Annotated in this window: 23 protein-coding genes; 14 read left to right on the forward strand and 9 right to left on the reverse strand. The window is 30.7% G+C overall.

Annotation, left to right across the window (positions count from 1 at the left end; translation table 11 throughout):
• Positions 1–43 precede the first annotated feature (43 nt).
• The 13 genes from ACIJYC_RS01350 (at position 44) to ACIJYC_RS01410 (ending at position 11,001) form a co-directional block, all read left to right on the forward strand.
• Positions 44–937 (forward strand): branched-chain amino acid ABC transporter permease, encoded by an 894-nt coding sequence (locus ACIJYC_RS01350; protein ID WP_435097615.1) that lies wholly within the window; start codon positions 44–46, stop codon positions 935–937.
• A complete protein-coding gene (locus ACIJYC_RS01355; protein ID WP_435166961.1) occupies positions 937–1,989 on the forward strand; it encodes a branched-chain amino acid ABC transporter permease in 1,053 nt (350 codons plus the stop codon). The genes ACIJYC_RS01350 and ACIJYC_RS01355 overlap by 1 nt, the downstream gene beginning before the upstream one ends.
• A complete protein-coding gene (locus ACIJYC_RS01360; protein WP_435088665.1) occupies positions 1,989–2,729 on the forward strand; it encodes an ABC transporter ATP-binding protein in 741 nt (246 codons plus the stop codon). Before ACIJYC_RS01355 ends, ACIJYC_RS01360 begins: the two co-directional genes overlap by 1 nt.
• Positions 2,729–3,514: an ABC transporter ATP-binding protein gene (locus tag ACIJYC_RS01365; protein WP_435088666.1), complete on the forward strand. Its 786-nt coding sequence runs from the start codon at positions 2,729–2,731 to the stop codon at positions 3,512–3,514. Before ACIJYC_RS01360 ends, ACIJYC_RS01365 begins: the two co-directional genes overlap by 1 nt.
• Positions 3,514–4,218, forward strand: coding sequence for an AzlC family ABC transporter permease (locus ACIJYC_RS01370; protein ID WP_435097624.1), 705 nt, complete (start codon positions 3,514–3,516; stop codon positions 4,216–4,218). Before ACIJYC_RS01365 ends, ACIJYC_RS01370 begins: the two co-directional genes overlap by 1 nt.
• On the forward strand, positions 4,208–4,531 hold the full coding sequence (locus ACIJYC_RS01375; RefSeq protein ID WP_435166964.1) for an AzlD domain-containing protein: 324 nt from the start codon (positions 4,208–4,210) through the stop codon (positions 4,529–4,531). Before ACIJYC_RS01370 ends, ACIJYC_RS01375 begins: the two co-directional genes overlap by 11 nt.
• Positions 4,531–5,442, forward strand: a complete 912-nt coding sequence (gene glaH / locus ACIJYC_RS01380) for a glutarate dioxygenase GlaH (protein WP_435088669.1) — start codon at positions 4,531–4,533, stop codon at positions 5,440–5,442. The genes ACIJYC_RS01375 and glaH overlap by 1 nt, the downstream gene beginning before the upstream one ends.
• Before the next feature lie 32 nt (positions 5,443–5,474).
• Positions 5,475–6,242 carry a pyrroline-5-carboxylate reductase gene (locus ACIJYC_RS01385; RefSeq protein ID WP_435088670.1) on the forward strand — a complete coding sequence of 256 codons (768 nt, stop codon included), beginning with the start codon at positions 5,475–5,477 and terminating at the stop codon, positions 6,240–6,242.
• 2 nt (positions 6,243–6,244) lie between these two features.
• Complete coding sequence (locus tag ACIJYC_RS01390) at positions 6,245–7,033, forward strand: ABC transporter ATP-binding protein (protein ID WP_435166966.1); 789 nt, start codon at positions 6,245–6,247, stop codon at positions 7,031–7,033.
• Complete coding sequence (locus ACIJYC_RS01395) at positions 7,033–7,740, forward strand: ABC transporter ATP-binding protein (RefSeq protein ID WP_435088672.1); 708 nt, start codon at positions 7,033–7,035, stop codon at positions 7,738–7,740. Before ACIJYC_RS01390 ends, ACIJYC_RS01395 begins: the two co-directional genes overlap by 1 nt.
• A gap of 1 nt (position 7,741) precedes the next feature.
• Positions 7,742–8,752 carry a branched-chain amino acid ABC transporter permease gene (locus ACIJYC_RS01400; RefSeq protein WP_435086468.1) on the forward strand — a complete coding sequence of 337 codons (1,011 nt, stop codon included), beginning with the start codon at positions 7,742–7,744 and terminating at the stop codon, positions 8,750–8,752.
• Positions 8,753–8,787: 35 nt separating this feature from the next.
• Positions 8,788–10,119 carry a branched-chain amino acid ABC transporter permease gene (locus tag ACIJYC_RS01405; protein ID WP_435168071.1) on the forward strand — a complete coding sequence of 444 codons (1,332 nt, stop codon included), beginning with the start codon at positions 8,788–8,790 and terminating at the stop codon, positions 10,117–10,119.
• Positions 10,120–10,239: 120 nt separating this feature from the next.
• Complete coding sequence (locus ACIJYC_RS01410; RefSeq protein WP_435166968.1) at positions 10,240–11,001, forward strand: sulfite exporter TauE/SafE family protein; 762 nt, start codon at positions 10,240–10,242, stop codon at positions 10,999–11,001.
• 56 nt (positions 11,002–11,057) lie between these two features.
• Here ACIJYC_RS01410 and ACIJYC_RS01415 read toward each other — a convergent pair whose 3' ends face one another.
• The 8 genes from ACIJYC_RS01415 to ACIJYC_RS01450 form a co-directional block, all read right to left on the reverse strand.
• Positions 11,058–12,248 carry an ABC transporter substrate-binding protein gene (locus ACIJYC_RS01415; protein ID WP_435166970.1) on the reverse strand — a complete coding sequence of 397 codons (1,191 nt, stop codon included), beginning with the start codon at positions 12,246–12,248 and terminating at the stop codon, positions 11,058–11,060.
• A 75-nt stretch (positions 12,249–12,323) separates the two neighbouring features.
• Positions 12,324–13,208 carry a DMT family transporter gene (locus ACIJYC_RS01420; protein ID WP_435166972.1) on the reverse strand — a complete coding sequence of 295 codons (885 nt, stop codon included), beginning with the start codon at positions 13,206–13,208 and terminating at the stop codon, positions 12,324–12,326.
• A complete protein-coding gene (locus ACIJYC_RS01425) occupies positions 13,186–14,667 on the reverse strand; it encodes an aldehyde dehydrogenase (protein WP_435166974.1) in 1,482 nt (493 codons plus the stop codon). The genes ACIJYC_RS01420 and ACIJYC_RS01425 overlap by 23 nt, the downstream gene beginning before the upstream one ends.
• Positions 14,668–15,450 (reverse strand): alpha/beta fold hydrolase, encoded by a 783-nt coding sequence (locus ACIJYC_RS01430; protein WP_435166976.1) that lies wholly within the window; start codon positions 15,448–15,450, stop codon positions 14,668–14,670.
• Positions 15,451–16,038: an amino acid synthesis family protein gene (locus ACIJYC_RS01435; protein ID WP_435166978.1), complete on the reverse strand. Its 588-nt coding sequence runs from the start codon at positions 16,036–16,038 to the stop codon at positions 15,451–15,453.
• Complete coding sequence (locus ACIJYC_RS01440) at positions 16,038–17,204, reverse strand: LLM class flavin-dependent oxidoreductase (protein ID WP_435166980.1); 1,167 nt, start codon at positions 17,202–17,204, stop codon at positions 16,038–16,040. Before ACIJYC_RS01440 ends, ACIJYC_RS01435 begins: the two co-directional genes overlap by 1 nt.
• A gap of 156 nt (positions 17,205–17,360) precedes the next feature.
• Complete coding sequence (gene glpD / locus ACIJYC_RS01445; RefSeq protein WP_435166982.1) at positions 17,361–18,512, reverse strand: glycerol-3-phosphate dehydrogenase; 1,152 nt, start codon at positions 18,510–18,512, stop codon at positions 17,361–17,363.
• Positions 18,513–18,570: 58 nt separating this feature from the next.
• Positions 18,571–19,890 (reverse strand): protein arginine N-methyltransferase, encoded by a 1,320-nt coding sequence (locus tag ACIJYC_RS01450; protein WP_435166984.1) that lies wholly within the window; start codon positions 19,888–19,890, stop codon positions 18,571–18,573.
• Positions 19,891–20,117: 227 nt separating this feature from the next.
• On the opposite strand from ACIJYC_RS01450, the gene ACIJYC_RS01455 reads away from it, so the two are divergent.
• A complete protein-coding gene (locus tag ACIJYC_RS01455) occupies positions 20,118–20,468 on the forward strand; it encodes a hypothetical protein (RefSeq protein WP_435166986.1) in 351 nt (116 codons plus the stop codon).
• Here the strand turns inward: ACIJYC_RS01455 and ACIJYC_RS01460 are convergent.
• Positions 20,398–20,967, reverse strand: coding sequence for an FAD-dependent oxidoreductase (locus tag ACIJYC_RS01460; RefSeq protein ID WP_435166988.1), 570 nt, complete (start codon positions 20,965–20,967; stop codon positions 20,398–20,400). The two genes, ACIJYC_RS01455 and ACIJYC_RS01460, sit on opposite strands and share 71 nt — an antisense overlap.
• Between the last annotated feature and the right edge of the window lie 39 nt (positions 20,968–21,006).

The raw sequence follows: 21,006 nt of genomic DNA on the forward strand, positions 1-21,006 counted from the left end.
CTAGTAATAGGGGGCATTTTTAAATAAAACACTTTAAAAATTTATGGATTTTCTAATTTTCCAAGCACCGATGTTAATGGTTCAAGCGTCAATGGACGGAATACTATTAGGTATTTTGTTTGCATTAATTGCTTATGGAATGGCATTGCAATGGGGAGTAATGAATATAATTAATATTGCTCAAGGGGAATTAGTAATCATGGGTGGTTACATTGCTTACTTTATGTATCTTTCTGGAATACACCCAGCCTTTGGAATAATTGTGTCACCAATTATTATGTATTGTGTTGGTTGGGGAATGTACAAACTTGTTATTAACAAAGTAGTAGATAAAGATTTATTTACATCAATACTTGCAACATTTGGAATAAGTATTCTAGCACAACAGTTAATGAACTTTGCATTTGGTGCAGATGTTGTGGTTGCTCAGTCAAATTTTGGAACAACCATGTTGTTTGATAATATGGTTACAATTCCTAATGCTAAAATATTTTCAGGTGCAGTTTGCGTAATATCAGCAATTATTCTTGTTGTTTATATGAGAAAATCTAAATTAGGCCGTGCAATTAGAGCAACAGCACAAAATGCAAGAGCAGCAAAGATTTTAGGTGTTGATACTGAAAAAGTTTATGCAGCAACTTTTGGAATTAACGCAGCTTTATGTGGAATAGCGGGTGCGTGTATAGCAATTACATTTACGCTTCATCCTTATACGGGATTACCTTATACCGTCAGATCTTTTATGATTGTAATTATTGCTGGATTAGGAAATTTACCAGCAGTAGCAATATCTGGAATGGGACTAGGAGTATTTGAAGAGTGGGCAGATTACCTGCTTGGAACAGAATTTAGAATAGCAGCAGTATTTTCGTTATTAGTAATCATATTGGTTTATAGAAGATTTAAATTATCAAGAAAAAGAGAGTATTTAAAATGATGAATAAAAATACTTTTTTATATCTGGGATTATTAATTTTTGGATTAATTGGAGCATTTATTTTTCCCGCTTATAAGCTTCAGTTATCATTTCTTTATATTCTAATCGTACTAGCAATGACGTGGGATGTTCAAGGTGGTCAAATGGGATATAACACATTTGGTAATATACTATTCTTTGGTATTGGAATGTATGTTGCATCCAGTACACAAATAACAATGTTTTTCTCATTAGCTGAATGGACAGACGCTGGTGGAGAAAAAACTTTTGTTCACACAATTCCACAATTCTTTCAAGGTTTTGGTGTGGGTATAATTTTATCAGGAATAATCCCAATGATTATAGCTGGAGTTATAGGTTATGGAATTTTAGGTTTAAGAGGTCACTATTTTGCTATTTGCACGTTAGCATTAGGAATTGCTGCTGGAGAAATAGCTGGAGGAATAGAAATCATTGGAGCTGGTCAAGGTATGACTGTTCCTGTTTGGCCAAAAGGATTTGGTTCTAACGAGTCTTCATCACAATTTTTATATTACTTAAGTTTTGCTTTAGTGGTTGTAACTTTTATTACTTTAAAGTGGGCATACAGTACAAGGTTTGGATTAGTTCTAAATGCAATAAGAGATAATGAAGACAAAGCAGAAGCAATGGGAATTCATACAATGAGATATAAAATTATTGGTTGGATGGTCTCAGCATTTTTTGTTGGAATAGCTGGTGGACTAATGGGTCATATCAATGGTTATATTGAGCCGACAGAAATAGCATTTGCTGGACCAACTTTTGGAGTGTTCATGGTATTAATGGCAATACTTGGTGGAAAAGGAACTTTATGGGGACCACTTGTTGGCGCAACTGTTTTTCATTTATTTAAAGAAGGTTTTTGGACATACTTTTTGGGTTGGCAGTATGTTGCTTTAGGAGTTTTAATTGTAGTAATCGTTGTTTACTTTCCTGAGGGAATAATGGGATGGTTAAGAGAAAAATACCCAGAAAAATTTGGTGAAACAATTGATGAAGCAGATCGAAAGGCGCAGGTAGAATTAAAATAATGTCTATATTGGATGTAACAGGAGTTAGTAAATCTTTTGGTGGTGTAAAAGCTAATGTTGATATTTCAATGTCTGTTGAACAAGGATCAATTGTTGGATTAATTGGACCAAATGGATCAGGAAAAACAACACTATTTAATTCTATTGTTGGAACCTATCCAATTGACAAGGGTTCAATTAAATTTGATGGAACAGAAGTTTCTGAATTACCTGTACCAGTCGTTGCAAAATTGGGATTGTTAAGAACTTTTCAACAAACAAGAATCTATGGAAAATTAAACTGTATTGAAAATATGTTAATTAGCCATAAACCTGAAAATGATGGAATTCTTACTGTATTTCAAAAAATACCATCTGATTTAACTGATAAAGCTGAAACTTTATTGAAATTTGTTGGTCTTCACCAAAAAAGAAAGCTTAGAGCAGGAGACCTTTCTTTTGGTCAGCAAAAATTATTAGAACTTGCAATGGCACTAATGAATGAGCCTAAAATGCTTTTATTAGATGAGCCAACAGCAGGAATTAATCCAACATTAATAAATGGAATTATTGATCGTTTGATCAAAGTAAATAAAGAATATGGAATTACTTTATTGGTTATTGAACACAATATGAAAGTGATTATGAATTTAGCTCAAAAAGTTTTCTGTTTAGCCCATGGTCAAATGTTAGCTGATGGAACACCTGAAGAGATTAGAAATGATAAGCGTGTGTTAGATGCTTACTTGGGGGCCCAATAATGTCTAATCAATATGATGTATTAGGAAAAGCACCAGGTGTAGAGGAGTTACAAAAATTATCTCCTGATAATAATCATGTAACTATTAATAAGCTATCTGCTGGTTATGGAAAAATGGAAATTCTTCATGATTTTGATTTACGAGTTAGTAAAGCTCAATCTTTATGTTTGATTGGACCAAATGGTGCGGGAAAATCTACAATCCTTCATTCAATTTATGGTTTTACAAATATTTTTTCAGGACAAATAGAAATTGATGGAAAAGAAATTACAAACTTAACTCCAGCAGAAAAATTAAAGTCATGTGGTATCGCCTATATCTTGCAAGACAATTCTGTTTTTCCAGACATGACAGTGGAAGAGAATTTATTGATGGGTGGTTATATAAAAGAAAATACAGATGAATCTTATCAAGAAGCAGAAAGAATTTTTGAAAAATATGAACGATTAAGAAACAGAAGAAACCAACCAGCAAAAGTTTTATCTGGTGGTGAAAGAAGATTACTGGAAATTTCAAGAGCACTCGTAATGAAACCATCTGTTTTATTAGTTGATGAGCCTTCAATTGGACTGGAGCCAAGATATATTGATATGGTTTTTGAAATTTTAAGAGACCTGCAGATAACAGAAAAAAAAACAATCATATTAGTGGAACAAAATGCTAAAAAGGGATTAGAGTTTGCTGACATTGGATACGTTTTAGTATCAGGGCAAACTGCTATTGCTGGCAAAGGGGATGACTTGTTAAATAATCCTGATGTTGGTAGATTATTCCTTGGAGGCTAATGATTAATAAAGATTTTTTCTTTAGAGGCTTTAAATCTATTATAAAACCCGACAGTCCAGCACTTGCACTTGGTTGCTGCTTCATAGCAATTGGAGCTTTACTTAAAAATTTAGGGTTTAATATTCAAGAAAGTATTTTTTCAACCATGTTGACTTATGCTTTACCTGGATCACTAGTTATGGCTGAGTCATTATTAGTTGGTGCTTCGTTATTAAATATTTTTCTAGCTGTTTGGTTTGTTAATGCTCGATTATATCCAATGGCTGTTTCTTTATTTCCATTAATGATGCACAAAAGTCAACCAAAGTGGAAGTATTACTTCTCATGTCATTTCATTGCAGTGTCAGCATGGCTAATAATGAAAAGTAATTATAAAGACATTGAAAAAAAACACAGAATAGACTTTTGGATTGGAATTGGCTGTGCAACATGGACTACCGCTGTAGTAGGTACATTTATTGGATTTTTTGCATCAGATTATTTGGATAAAAATATGATGATGGGTTTAGCGATTTTAAATCCAATTTATTTTTTATGTATGATGGTAGGTGCAATGAAAACTATCCAAATAGGTGCGTCAGTAATATTAGGTTTGCTGCTGGGGCCAATATTTTATTTTTTATCTCCAGAATGGTCAATTTTACTTGGTGGTGTTGTTGGTGGAACCATTGCTTATTTTGTAGGAGAACTTAATGTTAACTAGTGTAGTTCTTGCAATCTTAGTCACTTCACTTGCAACTTTTTCTTCAAGATTGCTAGGTGTGATTTCATCAGAAGGAATAAAAGAAACTTCGAAATTATTTAGATGGTTTAATTGTTTGGCCTATTCAACTTTAGCAGCCTTGATAGCTAGAACAATTATTTTTCCTGTAGGAGTATTATCTGATGCAAGCTATTTAAGTAGAGCAACAGTGGTATTGTTTTGCTTATTTATTTTTTTTATATCTAAAAGAAATTTTGTTTATCCGACTGTAATTTCTGCTATCATGATGGCATTATTAAGCGAGTACTTATAATGGAAAAAATTTCTGGTTTAACAATTTCAGAACATACTAATTCAAAAAGAATAATTAATATTGATCTTGAAAATGAAATTATTGAAAAACTAATATTCCCTTTCAATAAATTTGATTTAACAGCGTTAGAACTTAGACCCTTTACGCGATTCACTATTGCAAAAAGCTTAGATGATTTAACAAATAATAAGTTAAGCAAATTAATGAACTCCATCATTAGAGATAGATCTACAGGTTGCTTTGTAATTGGTCCTAAAAATATTACAGCAAAAATTAATGATAAATTTTTAGTTAAGCTATCTACTGCTATTGCACACTTAATAGGAGTACCCAATCATGACTCGATGGCTGGTAAGTATTATGCGAGATTTGTTGTGAAGCATGAAGATAAAAGTGACTCGTATTTAAGAAAAGCATACAGAAATATGGATCTACACACAGATGGAACTTATGTTAAAGAGGTTACTGATTGGCTGTTAATGTCCAAAATTGATGAACAAAATGTAGAAGGTGGAGAGACTGCAATGTTACACCTCGATGATTGGGAACATTGTGATGATTTATACAATGATCCTGTTGGAAAACAGAATTTCGTTTGGGGCTCACCTAAAAGTAAAAATGTAGATTACAAAGTAGAACATCCAGTTTTTTCATCAGATGAAAATGGCAAACCTAATATTTCTTATATAGATCAGTTTCCAGAGCCCAAGAATATGGAACAAGGTAATTTTTTACAAAGATTATCAGATGCTTTAGAAGAAAGTAAAAATAAAACTATAACTAAATTACCAGTCGGATCTTCAATAATTGCTAACAATTACTTTTGGTTACACGGAAGAAAACCTTTTAAAGAAAACGAAGAATTAAGTAGAGAATTACTAAGAATTAGAGGCTCTTTTTTTATTAATTAATTCAATATAATCAATATAAAGTATTCAAATTTATGAATTTAGGATTTATAGGTACGGGCAAAATATCATCTTCAGTAATTACTGGTATTTGCACATCTAAAATTTCATTTAATAAAATTATAATCTCTGCAAGAAATAAAAAGATCGCCAGAAGTTTAAAACAAAAATTTAAAAAAATAATTATCGCTAAAGATAATCAGCAAATAGTTGATAAATGTGATTGGGTATTTTTAGCTGTTACACCTATTGTTGGTGAGAAAATAATTAAAGATCTAAAATTTAAATCAAAACAAACAATAGTAAGTTTTATTTCTACAATTACTTTGTCTCAATTAAAAAAAGCAATAAAAGTTAAAGCCAAGATTGTAAGAGCCATACCATTGCCACCAATATCATTAAAAAAAGGGCCAGTCCCGATATGTCCTCCTGATAAAAAAGTAAAAGCTTTCTTTGATAAAATTGGAACTACTGTTGAAATTAAAAATGAAAAATCATCTATTAACTTTTGGTCTACCTCAGGAATGATGGCACCTTTTTATCAACTATTAAATAGTATGACTAATTGGTTAGTTAAAAGAGGAGTCAAAAGAAATAATGCTCAAAAATATATAACATCATTATTCTTAGCATTATCAGAAGATGCAGTTGTAAATTCAAAAAAAGATTTAAAGTATTTAGTAAAAGAGTCACAAACCCCAAAAGGCCTTAATGAACAAGGTGTTAAAGAACTTTCTAAAGCTGGATTTTTCAAGTCATTAGACAAAACATTGAATAGTATTCATAAAAGACTTAGCAAATAAAAATGTCAGAAAATATTTTAGAAATTAATAATCTATCTAAATACTTTGGGGGTTTAGCAGCTGTGTCTGATTGTTCTTTAAAAGTTAAGAAAGGAACAATAACAGGAATTATTGGCCCAAATGGATCTGGTAAAACCACATTATTCAACTTAATTGCAGGTAATTTAAAATCATCAAGTGGCTCAGTTACTTTTGATCAGGAAAATATTACAGATGTTCCGTCATATGAATTATTTTCAAAAGGATTACTTAGAACTTTTCAAATTGCTCATGAGTTTTCAAATTTATCTGTATTAGAAAATTTAATGATGGTTCCAGGAAATCAATCTGGAGAAAAATTAATGACTGCATTATTAAAACCAAAACTAGTTGAAGAGGAAGAAACATTAGTTAAAGAAAAAGCTAAAGAAGTTGTAGATTTTTTAAACTTAGGTCATTTAACAAACGAACTTGCTGGAAATTTATCAGGAGGTCAAAAAAAACTGTTAGAACTAGGTAGAACCATGATGGTAGATGCCAAATTAGTTTTACTTGATGAGGTGGGGGCTGGTGTTAATAGAACTTTACTTAAAGATCTTGGAACAGCTATTGAAAAGCTTAATAAAGAGAAGGGTTATACATTTTGCATGATTGAACATGATATGGATTTTATTGGTAGATTGTGTGATCCTGTAATAGTCATGGCAGAAGGTTCAGTTTTATTTGAGGGAACAGTTGAAGATGCTAAAAAAGATGAAAAAGTAATAGAAAGTTACCTTGGTAGAGGCTCAAAACTTAAGGATCAAAATTAATGGCATATTTTGAAGGAAATGAAATGACAGGCGGATATGGCAATGGGCCAGATATTATTAATTCTTGTACCGTGAATGTGAACCAAGGAGAGATTGTTTCAATTCTTGGGCCAAATGGGGCTGGCAAATCAACAGCCATGAAAGCTATGCTTGGTTTGCTTAATTTAAAATCTGGATCAGTAATTATAGATGGCAAAGATATTTCAAAATTATCCCCTCAAGACAGAGTAAAAAAAGGAATTTCATTTGTGCCTCAAACTAAAAATGTTTTTGCAGGAATGACTGTTGAAGAAAATTTAGAAATGGGTGCTTTTTTAGTTAATGATGAAATCAAAGATACTATAGATGAAATTTATAATTTATTTCCTATTCTTAAAGAAAAAAGAAATCAATTAGTTGGGGAATTATCTGGTGGACAGAGACAACAAGTGGCTCTTGGTCGTGCATTAATGATCAAGCCAACAGTTTTAATGTTGGATGAACCAACAGCAGGCGTTTCGCCAATTGTAATGGATGAGTTATTTGACCATATAGTAAAAGTTAAAAGAACTAATGTTGCAATATTAATGGTAGAGCAAAATGCTAAACAAGCTTTAAATATTTCAGACAGAGGCTATGTCTTAGTAACTGGAGAAAATCGTTATTCAGGAACTGGTCAAGAATTATTAAATGATCCAAGAGTAAGAAGCTCTTTTCTAGGTGGATAATATGGATATTCTGAATTCAATTATACTTTTATTAAATTATATATTTATTCCTGCGCTATCTTATGGTTCTCAATTAGCGCTTGGTGCAATTTTTGTTACATTAATTTATGGAATTTTAAGATTTGCTAACTTTGCAACAGGAGACATGATGTCATTTGGAACAATGGTTACAATTTTATTTACGTGGTATCTGCAATCACTAGGTTTTTCATTGGGAGTTTTGCCAACAGCACTAGTAGCAATTCCATTTGCTATAATGTTTATGATTGCCTACATGCTTTTCATTGATAAGTTTGTTTTCAGATATTACAGAGTAAACAAAAGTCCTCCAGTTCAACTTGCTATGGTAAGTATTGGCGTTATGTTTGTAACTCAAGCAGTTGTAAGAATTATTATTGGACCAGCAGACCAAAGGTTTTTTGATGGACAAAAATTTATTATCAAAGCAGGAGAATTTAAAGAAATGACTGGTCTTAATGAAGGCTTGGCCATAAAGTCTACTCAAGTACTAACTATATTTGTAACTATTGTTTTAGTTTCATTATTATTTTGGTTTTTAAATAAAACAAAAACTGGAAAAAGCATGAAAGCTTATTCTGATAACGAAGATCTGGCATTGCTTTCTGGAATTGATCCAAAAAGAATTGTTATGATTACCTGGATAATTGCTGGAATTTTAGCAACAATTGGGGGAGTTTTATATGGTTTAGATAAAAGTTTTAAGCCATTTACCTACTTTAATAACATGCTTCCAATATTTGCTGCTGCAATAGTAGGGGGAATAGGAAACCCATTTGGGGCATTTTTAGGGGGTTATGTTATTGCTTTTTCAGAAATATTTTTAACTTATGCTTATAAAAAATTCTTTATGTATATTTTACCTGAGAGTATGGAGCCTGAGAGTTTGGTTCAGCTTTTATCAACAGATTATAAATTTGCAGTTTCGTTCTCAATATTAGTCATAGTACTGCTGTATCGACCCTCGGGAATATTTAAAGGGAAAGTCTTGTGAGAAAAAATTTAAATGTAATTGCTGCTTACAGCATCATGATGGGTTTGATAATTCTAGTTGGAATTTTTCAATCATGGAACATAGCTTTATCAATATTTAATATGTGCTTAATTTCAGCAGTGATGACAATGGGTGCCAATATTCAATGGGGTTATGCTGGATTAATTAACTTTGGAATTATGGGATATACTGCCCTAGGTGGATTAGCAGCAGTTTTAATATCAGTAGATCCTGTTCAAGAAGCATGGCGTGCAGGAGGTTTCGATATATTAATGTGCCTATGGTTAATTATAGTAATGGTATTAGCTATTCGATTTATTTTAAAAAATTTTGAAAAATCTAAATTAAGAACTTATGGAATTGCTGGAATTATAGTTGCTGGAATTGTAATTATCAGAATAACTGCTGAACCAGGGATTGAAGCTATTGAAGCAGTTAACCCTGCTAAAACAGGATTTCTTGGAGGTTTTGGATTACCAATTATCTTTTCATGGATCGTTGGAGCTTTCTTTGCAGCGGGTTTAGCTTTTATAGTTGGAAAAGTTGCCTTAGGTTTAAGAGCTGACTATTTGGCAATTGCAACATTGCTTATTTCTGAAATTGTTATTGCAATAATTAAACATGAGGACTGGTTAACAAGAGGTGTTAAAAATGTAATTGGCCTTAAAAGACCAGCACCATACGAAGTGGATCTTCAAACAACTGATTGGTTTATTAATTTAGTTGAAAAATTTAATTCTGGAAAATTAGCTTTAATTTCTAATTTAGCAGATCGACAGGCTGCACTTAATCAACTTGTTATAGAAGGATCATCAGTATTTGTTAAACTTTGTTATTCTGGACTATTTTTAGTTGTTGTGATTGTCCTTTTAGTTTTAACTCAAAAAGCTCTTTACTCTCCTTGGGGTAGAATGATGAGAGCAATTAGAGACAATGAGGAAGCTGCAAATGCAATGGGAAAAAATGTTGTTAAACAACATTTGTTAATTTTCATTTTAGGTTCGGCAATTGTTGGAATAGCTGGAGCTATGTTAGTTACTCAAGATGGATTGTTCACACCAGGAAGTTATAGACCCATGAGGTATACTTTTCTTATTTGGGTTATGGTAATAGTGGGTGGTAGTGGTAACAACTTTGGAGCAATATTAGGTGGATTTGCAGTATGGTTTTTATGGATAGAAGCTGCACCGATTGCATTATTTTTAATCAATTTATTCACTTCTGGAATGGCAGATACACACGTTTTAAAAATTCATTTAATAGAAAGTGTTCCTTATTTTAGATATTTAATGATGGGTCTTGGTTTGTTGTTGATAATGAGATATCGACCTAAAGGTATACTTCCAGAGAAAATAGAAATAAAATAACCAATAAATGAAATATATTATATTAGGTGCCGCAATAGCTTGGGCTATGTATATAGCAGACAAGTATATGTTTTAATTAATAAAGTTAAGACCAATATTTTAACAAAGCTCTAAATAAAAATGATTTTATTAGATTATCTAAACTTCAGTCTATTTGAACTTTTTTTTATAAGTTTGATTATACTAGTTGCATCTATAATTAGAGGGTTTAATGGTTTTGGGTTTTCGGCTACTTCTGTTTCAGGACTGGCGTTTATCCTGCCAGCCATAGAAATTGTTCCAATTATTCTGATACTTGAAGTGGCAATTAGTATTTTTATGGTTCCTTATATTTGGAATAAGATTAATTGGAAATTTGTGTTTCAAATTTTAATAGGTATTGCTATTGGCTCACCAATTGGACTTTATCTTTTAAAAATTTTTTCCCCAAATTTAACTCACTTATTAATTTGTATTATTATAATATTTTTTTCAATTCTTTTAATGAAAGGTTATTCAAATAAAAAAATTGATAATAATTTTATAAAGATTTTAACTGGGATTTTTTCTGGTGCATTGAATGGATTATCAACATTGGGTGGTTTGCCAGTAGCTTTATTTTTACTTATCACAAGTATGCAACCAATTTTTATAAGGGGTTCTTTAGCAGCATTATTTTTTATAACTGATACTTATGCATTTTTTTTAAGTTATTTTGGAGGAATTGTTGATATGACTACTTTGTATAGATCTATTCCACTTATAGTTATTTTACCTTTAGGTGTTTATATTGGTAATAAATTTTTTGTTAAAAGTAGAGAAGAAACTTACAGAAAAGTAGTTTTTTATTTTTTGATAGCCATCTCAGTAATTGGTATTTTTAGAATATTGTATAATTTTTAAATAAAAAAAACCCCCAGCAATTTTCAATGCTGAGGGCTTTAAAATTAAGATATTAGTTATCTTTGTTTTTTAGTTTTGAATTTTCCACCTTTAATTTCCTGCTCTAAGAAAGAACCTTCAGCTTCACCAACATTAGTAAAAGTTACTCCAGTTGCACCTTCGTAATTTATCTTTTTACCTTTTGCTAATAAATCTAGTCCTTTTTTAAGTTCACCTGGATAAATTTTTGTTCCAGGAGCGTTAGCAACATCCATTACATTTTTTGCAATTGATGCTCTGTCAGCAGAGTTACCCGCTTGCATTGCTAAAACTATTAATGCAGCTGCATCGTATGACTCACCTGTGTATGGACCAGAAGAATCAATACCACCAGCTTTTGCTACTTCAGCAAATACTCCAGCACCTTTTCCAGTTGATCCAGGCATAGTTCCAAAAGATTTATTTAAACCTTTTCCAAATGCATCAACAAGTGATTGCCCAATCATACCATCTGATAAAACAAAAGTATCAAAAGCACCTGAGTCTAATGCAGCTTGAATCATACCTTTTCCACCTTGGTCAAGGTAACCGATTACAGCCATAGCATCACCACCAGCAGAAGCTAATGTTGCAACTTCAGATGAGTAGTCAGCTTTACCATCTTCGTGAGCAGTTACAGCTGTAACTTTAATACCATGAGCTTCAGCAGCAGCTTTATAAACATCTGCCAAACCTTTTCCATAGTCATTATTAGTATAAGTAATAGCTACACTTTTAACTTTTCTATCATTTGTTACGTCAGCTAAAATTTGTCCACCTCTAGCATCAGAAGGAGCTGTTCTAAAAAAGAACCCATTGTCATCTAGAGTTGTTAATCCTGGTGAAGTTGCAGAAGGTGAAATCATTACTACACCATTTGGTACAGCAACATTTGATGCAATCGCACCCGTTACACCCGAACAGTCAGCTCCCATAATTGCTGCTACACCTTGTGAAATAACACCTTCAGCTGCTGCCGTTGCTGCTGCTGAGTCAACACAAGTTGAGTCTGCTCTTACTACTTCAATTTTTTTTCCACCCAATAGTGAACCTGAGTCAGAAGCTTCTTTAAAAGCAAGTTCTGCAGATCCAGCCATAGCTGGTGTTAGTGATTCAATAGGACCCGTAAATCCTAAAATAATCCCCATCTTGATCGCATGTCCGTCTGCCATTACATTTGTTCCTAAACTTGAAACAAGCATAAATGCAGCAATAAATAGTTTTTTCATTATCTTCCTCTTTAATTGTTAACAATTTATAAAAAGTAATTAAATTACGATTATTGTTATTTTACAATGGTTAAATTATCTCGTTTTATGAAGTAAAAATACAGAAGTTAAGACAATTAAGCTTCCAATAAGAAAAAGAAGCGTAGGCACTTCATTAAAAATTAAGAAAGATAACCCAATGCCAAAGATAGGGAATAATGAATATGAAGGAAAAATTTGTCCAACAGTATAAAATTTATATAGATAGAACATTAATAGGTGTGCACCCAAAGAAACAACAACAGCTTGATAAAATATAAAAACCCAAGTGTTAATATTTATTGATTTAATATTAGAGATTGTATGACCTTCAATAAAGTAAGATAAGATCATTAATATAACAAAACCAAATAAACCAGTAAACGCATTGGTTAAGCTGATATCTAGATTCTTTAATTGTCTGGAATAAACTTGGGCTAAACCAAAAAACAATGCCATTAAGCCTGCATAAAATAAACCTAGAAAATTGTTAGCTAACTCAGGGTCAAAGAATATTATTAATATTCCAAAAAAAGCACAAAAAATTAAAATCCACTTTTTAGAACTGATATTTTCACCCAGCATTACTCCACTTAATAACACTCCAAAAGGTATAGCTAATTGTGAGCCAACAATTACAGGTGAAATAATTGATGAATGATAAAGGGATAAAGTCATAAACACATAAACCATTACTCCCATTGAAATTGAAAAAGCAATCAATGATGTTAGATATTTTCTTTCTGGTATTTTAAATCGCCAGTATGGAATTAATATAATTAATACAATTCCCATTCTTAGTGAAGCCATAAGGATAGGGGGGACTGAATTGTTTAATGCTAATTTTGTAACTGGAAATGCACTTCCGTAAGCAATTGCAATAAATAGTAAAATGAGTAAATGCTTTAAAGGCAATCTATTATCCCATTGTAAATGGGTCATCCATAGGATCTTCAGATGAATTAAACCAAGTAGTTTTTATTCGTGTGTATTCTTTAATAGACTCTATACCAGCCTCCTTGCCGTAACCACTATCTTTAATTCCTCCAAATGGTGCTGATGGTGATATCAATCTGTATGTATTTACAAATACTATCCCAGCCCTAACAGCTTTTGATACTCTCATTGCTCTGCCTAGATTGGTAGTATAAATTCCTGAAGACAAACCATACTGGTTATCATTCATTTGATTTATTGCTTCTTCTTCATTTTCAAATTTCATTACTGATAAAACAGGACCAAATAATTCATTTTCTGCTGTAGGTAAATTATGGTTTTCACATTCAATTATAGTTGCAGGAAAATAATAACCCTCATTTGAAATCGATGATCTCTTTCCTCCACATCTAACCTTTCCACCTTGTTCAACTGTAGCTTTGATATTTTTTTCAATATTTTCTAATTGTTTAAAGCTATTTAAGGGCCCCATTTGGGTATCTGGATCCATAGGTGATCCTAATTTTATACCTTCTGCTTTTTTAACAAGTTTATCTAAAAATTCGTCATAAATTTTAGACTGAATATATAATCTTGATCCAGCAATACAGCTTTGTCCACTTGCTGCAAAAATACCTGCAGTAATTCCATTTAAAGCATTTTCTTGATCAGCATCATTAAATAAAACTACCGGACTCTTTCCACCTAATTCTAAACTTACTTGAGATAAATTTTCTGCAGAATTTTTTACAATATGACGAGCTGTTTCAGGACCTCCAGTAAAAGCAATCTTCTCAACAAGATCATGAGTAGTTAAAGCTTTACCACATGGTTCCCCTAATCCAGTAATTACATTAACTACACCTTTGGGTAAGCCTGCGCTTTCAATTAACTTTGCAAATTCTAAAAGTGTGACAGGAGCTAATTCTGAGGCTTTGATTACAACAGTATTTCCCATCGCAAGTGCCGGTGCTAACTTCACAGCAGTTAATAGCATTTGTGAATTCCAGGGAATTATTGCAGCTATTACGCCAATAGGAATTCGTGTTGTTGTAACTTGCATATTAGGCTTATCAATAGGCACAACTGTTCCTTCAACTTTATCAGCTAATCCTGCATAATAATCATAGTATTCAGCAATATAGCTAGCTTGAGTTTTTATTTCTTTAAATAATTTTCCAGTATCTATTGTTTCTATTTTACCTAAATGCTCAGCATTAGTTCTTAATTGATCAGCAATGTTTCTTAAAAATTTTGCTCTTTCTTTTGGATGAAGGTTGGACCAAGAACCATTAAAAGCATCTTGGGCAGCTTTGACTGCTTTATCAACATCAACCTCACTAGCCTCTGGTACAGTAGCCCACACTTTATTGGTTTCTGGATTTAAAGTCTCAATCTTTTTACCTGATGAAGATTCAACCCATTCCCCATTAATATACATTTTAAAATTTTTTATTTCAGACATTTAATTATAAATAAAATTCTTAAGATTTATATTTACATCATCTGCACACTCGATACTACAAAGATGTTTTCCATTTTTTACTTCAACAAATTTAGAGTTTACTAGGACTTTCGACAAAGATTCAGACATTGCAACGGTTGACCCTGGGTCATCTGATCCTGTCATAATGAGCGTTTTGGTTTCAATTTTTTTAATTAACTCAATATCATCTCTATGGTTTGCAAATAACTTATAAGCTTTTAAAAAATTATCATGATCTTTTGGGTTTTTATTTAAAATATTCATGAACTGACTATAAATTTCAGGATTTTCATCTAAATATTTATCAGTAAACCATCTTTTTAATGCTTGTCTTGATATGGGTTTATTTAATTTAGCCTGTTCAAATCTATCTAAAACTTTTGATCTCTCCTCATCAGTTCTTTGATAAGTTGTTCCCATTAAAGTTAATGTATCTAAATATTCTTTAAATTTTAGAGTAAAATCTAAAGCGATTAACGATCCTAAAGAAAAACCAATGAGATTGATTTTTTTAATGTTCAAAAAATCTAATAGTGATTTAAGTTGATTAGAAAAATCATTTAAAGTTACTTCATTATTTTTTAATTCAGATTTTCCATGTCCCAATAAATCATAAGTTAATGTTGAAAACTCATTTAATGAATTTATTTGAGGTTTCCACATTTGATGATCAAGCCCAACTCCATGAATAAAAACTGATGGAATTGTTTTTTTACTTATATAGGAATAATAACTACCCTTAAGGTCAAAGCCTTGTGACATTTATTTGGGATCTAGTCCCATTTCCTTCATGTCCTGATAACGGTCACCAGTTCTCGCATGAGCTCTGCCTGATGAGGCTCCACCTATAGCAATCACAATCTCATCATCAAATGGAGCATCATGAATAGTGAATTCATGTGTTAAATAATAAGGTCTTAAGCCCGAGTCTGTTTTATGCATCATTGGAATAGATATTTTAGATCCTGCTGGTCCTCTTGTGTTTGTAAAACTTAGATAAGAAGTTCCACCAACTGCATCCCTAAATTTATTTCCAAATCTTAAAGTGTGAATAAATGCTGATGCATGTTCAATTTCTCCACTAAGACCAACAGTTCCAGCTTTACCATATGCTAAAATTTTATCAGGTGAACCAATTTCTTTTATCAATTCTGGAACCAGAATATCTCCTAACTTTGGAGCAAGATCTAAAATAATTGGTTTTAAATCTTCAACAAAACCTTGATCAGCCCATGGATTTTTAAAAACAGCTGCAACTGATACTAGCAAGACAGGTTCTTTTGCTTCCTTGCCACCTTCTATAAAAGTTTTGTCCACAAACTTTGTAAATTTTCTTAATTCAAGTTTCATTAACTAGCTTTCTCTACATCGCCTTCATTTAAATTTATTTTTTGTATCACTTCATCATTAAACAGTTTTATACTTCTCATACAAGCCTCATGATCTATACCAGGAAAATTAGACCATACTTGTAAATTTTGAAGGTTTAACTCTGATTTAAGTTCATTAATTTTATTAACAACATATTCAGGAGTTCCAAATAATAAATTTCTTTTGTGAAGAAAATCATAATTTAATAAATCCAATTTATGTTTAGTCTCAGGTAATTCTTCACCTGGATCCATATGATTTCCCAAACCTCTCCAATGACATACCCACTTCATATAATTAATAATATGTTCACCAGCCATTTTTTCTGCTTCTTCCATAGTCTCTGCAACAAACATATCCCTAACTAACGATATGCCCTCACCTAAAGGAACATCTCTATTCTCTGCTTTAGATTTTGCTTCTTGATAAATTTCAAATCTCTTCTTTAATGCTTTAACTGTCGGGATCCACATAATGGTATTTAATCCATTTTGCGCTGCCCATTCAATTGATCTTGCACCATCAACAACTTGCCATATTGGTGGATGAGGTTTTTGTTTTGGTTTAGGAACAATACTTATTTTTTTAATTTCATTTGTTTTTGTATCTAAAAATTTATCACTAGGAGGGCTCATGTCATGTTGCCATATAAAATTTGGAGAAGGGTAGGTATAAAACTCACCTTGATGACTAAAAAATTCTTCAGTCCAAGCTTTTTTCATTATGGTTAAACTTTCGTCAAACAATCTAAAGTTTTTTGCTTGGTCTTTAAGATCAGCCTCTTTATTCATATTAATAGCTTCTCTTCCGTAAATTCCTCGACCAATTCCAACATCAACTCTTCCATTTGATAATTGATCAAGTAAAGCAATATCTTCTGCTAGTCGGATAGGGTTGTGAAATGTAATTACATTACAAGCTTGTCCAATTCTAATTTGTTTTGTTCTTGCTGCCGCATCAACTCCCATCATTAGGGGATTTGTGCAAGACTCCATTCCCTCATGATTAAAATGATGTTCAGTATACCAAATTGAGTTCCAATTATTTTGATCACAATAAGTGGTAATTTCTTTTACCTCGTCTAATAATTGATTGTATGGTTTATGACTCCAATTAGTCGTATTGCAAAAATATCCAAATTTCATTCAAACCTCCTAAATAATTAAATTTAAGACGATCGATCCCACTTTCGTAAACAAACTTATTTTTTAACGACGAGTTATGTATCTGTCTTTAACAGGGTAAACTCTAGCATAATTAAAGGTTCCAGGGAATATGGAAAATTTATTGATAAGATCTAATTATAAAAGCTTCTTTTTATCAGTCCATGGCCCTTTTTTCGTATTAGGCAAATATTCTTTTAAATCTAATAAAACTTTTTCAGATAATTTTCTGTAAGTAGTTAGTTTACCTCCGTATATATTTAAAAGAGGTAAATCTTTTATGATATTTAAATCAAATACATAATCTCTTGTTACTTTTGTGGCTGTATTAAAATCCTCAATTAGAGGTCTGATCCCAGAATAGGTGTCAACTATATCTTTTGTACTAATCTTTTTTTTTAAATAATTATTTACTGAATTAATTAAATATTTAATTTCTATTTTTGATATCTCTTTATTTTCTGGCGATTTAACTTCAACCTCTGTAGTTCCAATTAATGAAAATTTTTTTTTATAAGGTATCACAAATATTATTCTTTTATCATTATTTTGAAATGTAAAAGCCACATCATCTTTATATAATTTTTTTGTAATAATATGACTTCCTTTAACTAATCTTATTTTTTTATTAGACTTTAACTTAATATTTTTTTTTAAAGTTTCGTTTATCCATGGACCAGATGCATTAATTAAAACTTTAGATGCTATTTTTTTTCCATTTTGAAGATGTATTATCCATTTGTTATCAATAATTTCAGCTTTTTTAACTTTGTTGTATTCTAGTATTTTAGCTTTATTTCTTTTTGCATCTTTAATATTTAACTTTGTTAATTCTTTATCATCAATTTGAATATCAAAATATTGAAAACCAATTTTATATTTTTCTTGAAGAATATTTGGAAAATTTTTTCTAAGATTTAATGTTTTAGATTTTGGTATATTGCTTTTTCCACCCAAGTTGTCATATAAAAATAAACCAATTTTAATTAACCATGCAGGTCTAATTTTATCAACATATGGGATAATAAATGGCATAGGTTTTGAGATAGGTTTTGCAATCTTATACACAATTTCTCTTTCCTTTAGAGACTCTCTTACTAATTTGAATTCATAGTTTTCTAGATAACGAAGACCACCATGAATTAATTTTGTGGACCAAGATGATGTCGCCCCACCTATCTCGCCTTTGTCAGCCAAACAAACAGACAAACCTCTTCCCGCAGCATCTCTAGCTATACCAGCTCCGTTTATACCACCACCTATTATGAACAAATCAAATATTTTAGACATTTAAATTTTATATTTGTTTATAAAATGTAATTATAAATATTCAATGGCTTAAAATGTATTAACTTTGATTTATATTAATTTTTTTAATTTTTACTGCCACTTGTTTTGTAGAAAGTGAAAAAGCTACCACTTCGTAATTAAAACCAAAATTATTACAAAATTCATTTAAAGCTTTGTATTCATCTTTTTCCCAATTATTATTCATTATAAATTCATCAAAAATTAAAATTGTTTTTTCATCAATTACTTCTTTTGAAAAGTTAAGAGCACATATAGTTGAAGAGTATAAATCGGCATCAAAATTGATTAATGAAGCTATTGGACGTTTTTCTAAAAAAAAATTCGGAAGCGTATCCTCAAATTTGCCTACTATAAATTCTCCACCCTCAATATTAGGAACTACTCCAAAATTTGAATAATTACCCACAGGTTCGTTGTGCCAAGTTTCTGGAATTCCAGTAAAAGTATCAAACCCGAACCCTTTCTTAAAAGTCTTTATTAAATATTTAAAAGACACACCATTCCATACTCCAAATTCATAAAAGGGTTTTGAGTTATCAGATAAAGAAATCATTTCATCAAAAAAACTCCATCGGTTGAAGAAAATTTTAGGCAATTTTGATAATGAAAAAATCCATTTTATTGATCTCATATAGGGATGATCAGAATGTTCTGAGTTTAAAAGGTTATTATATAATTCAAAATTTCCCTTGTAACCCTCAAGAGCACCAATCATGATTCTTGATTCAATTTTTTGCTTATCAATTTCATTTATTTTTCTTAGAATTGATAATGCCTCATCTATATCAAAAGCTAAAATATGAGAATTCCACAGTGCATTTATATGCTTTGGATTAATTTCTATTGCTTTGTTGTAATTTTTTTTTGCATTTTGAGTCTCACCTAATTCTTCATTTATAATTGCAAGATTATTATAAGTATCAGCATGATTTGAATTAATTTTAATTACTTTCTCATAAAAAACTTTAGCATTTTTGTAATCACCTAATTCTTTATAAATTAATCCAAGGTTATAGTTAGGGTTTGCAAAATTAGGATCTATTTTGATTGACTTAATAAATAAATCTATTGCTTTAATTTTATCTTTATTACTTTTGTATACTAAACCTAGGTTATTATAAAAGCTTGCTGAGTTGGGATTAACATTTATTGCCTTTTCGTAACATATTTGTGCTTTCTTTGTTTCTCCTTCTATTCTAAATATCTCACCTAAATTATTCAACGCATTTGCATGATCTGGTTTTACTTTTAATATTTCGCTATAAATTTTTTTTGCCTCTTTAAAGTTCTTGTTTAAATGTTTTTTTATTGCTAACTTAAAAGTTTCTTGAATATTAAAATTTTCTTTATCGAACATAAATAGTTGCCAGCGGTTACTTGCCACACACCGTATTATCTAAGTTCCAAAATATGTTGGTTTTAAACGTAAAAAAATTAAAACTAATTGATAAAAAATTTATATTAAAAATGTTTACTTAAATATTTTAATAAAAATTGTTAATATTAATTTTTATAACAAAGTCTGGTAGTGCTGACTTTTAAATCAAGGGACTACAATTAAAGATTATTTAATCAAGACAGACAATGGATTATAAAAAATTTATAACATTTATAAAAAACGATTTTGAAAATTCTAACTCAAAATATCCAAGTATAAAATTTTTTAGATCACATATTATTTTGATATTTATTTGGTTTTGGACACTTGAAAAAATGTACAATAAAGAAAATTTAAATATTGAGCAATTAATAGAGGATATTCCTAGAGGATTTGGTTCAAGACCAACAATTTTTAAATTTATAAATCTCGCTATTAAAAAAAAATATATGTTAAAAATTAATGATCCAAACGATAAAAGAAAATTCAAATTAAAACTAACACAGGATTGCATGTTAGAGTTTGAAAGTTGGGCAAAAGGATATAGAGGATTTTAGTTTTATTTCTTTTTGCATCTTTAACATTCAACTTTGTTAATTTTTTATCATCAATTTGAATATCAAAATATTGAAAACCAGTTTTATATTTTTCTTGAAGAATATTTGGAAACTTTTTTCTAAGATTCAATGTTTTCGATTTTGGTATATTACTTTTACCACCTAAGTTATCATATAAAAATAAACCAATTTTAATCAACCATGCTGGTCTAATTTTATCAACATAAGGGATAATAAAAGGAATAGGTTTTGAAATAGGTTTAGCAATCTTATACACAATTTCTCTTTCCCTCAGAGACTCACTTACTAATTTAAATTCATAATTTTCTAAATAACGAAGACCACCATGAATTAATTTTGTCGACCAAGATGATGTAGCTCCACCAATCTCCCCTTTGTCAGCTAAGCAAACTGATAAACCTCTTCCTGCAGCGTCTCTAGCTATACCAGCTCCGTTTATACCACCACCTATTATGAATAAATCAAATATTTTAGACATTTAAATTTTTATAGTTGTTTATAAAATGTAATTATAAAT

This window comes from Candidatus Pelagibacter bacterium nBUS_28 (assembly GCF_051200915.1).
GTDB lineage: Bacteria > Pseudomonadota > Alphaproteobacteria > Pelagibacterales > Pelagibacteraceae > Pelagibacter.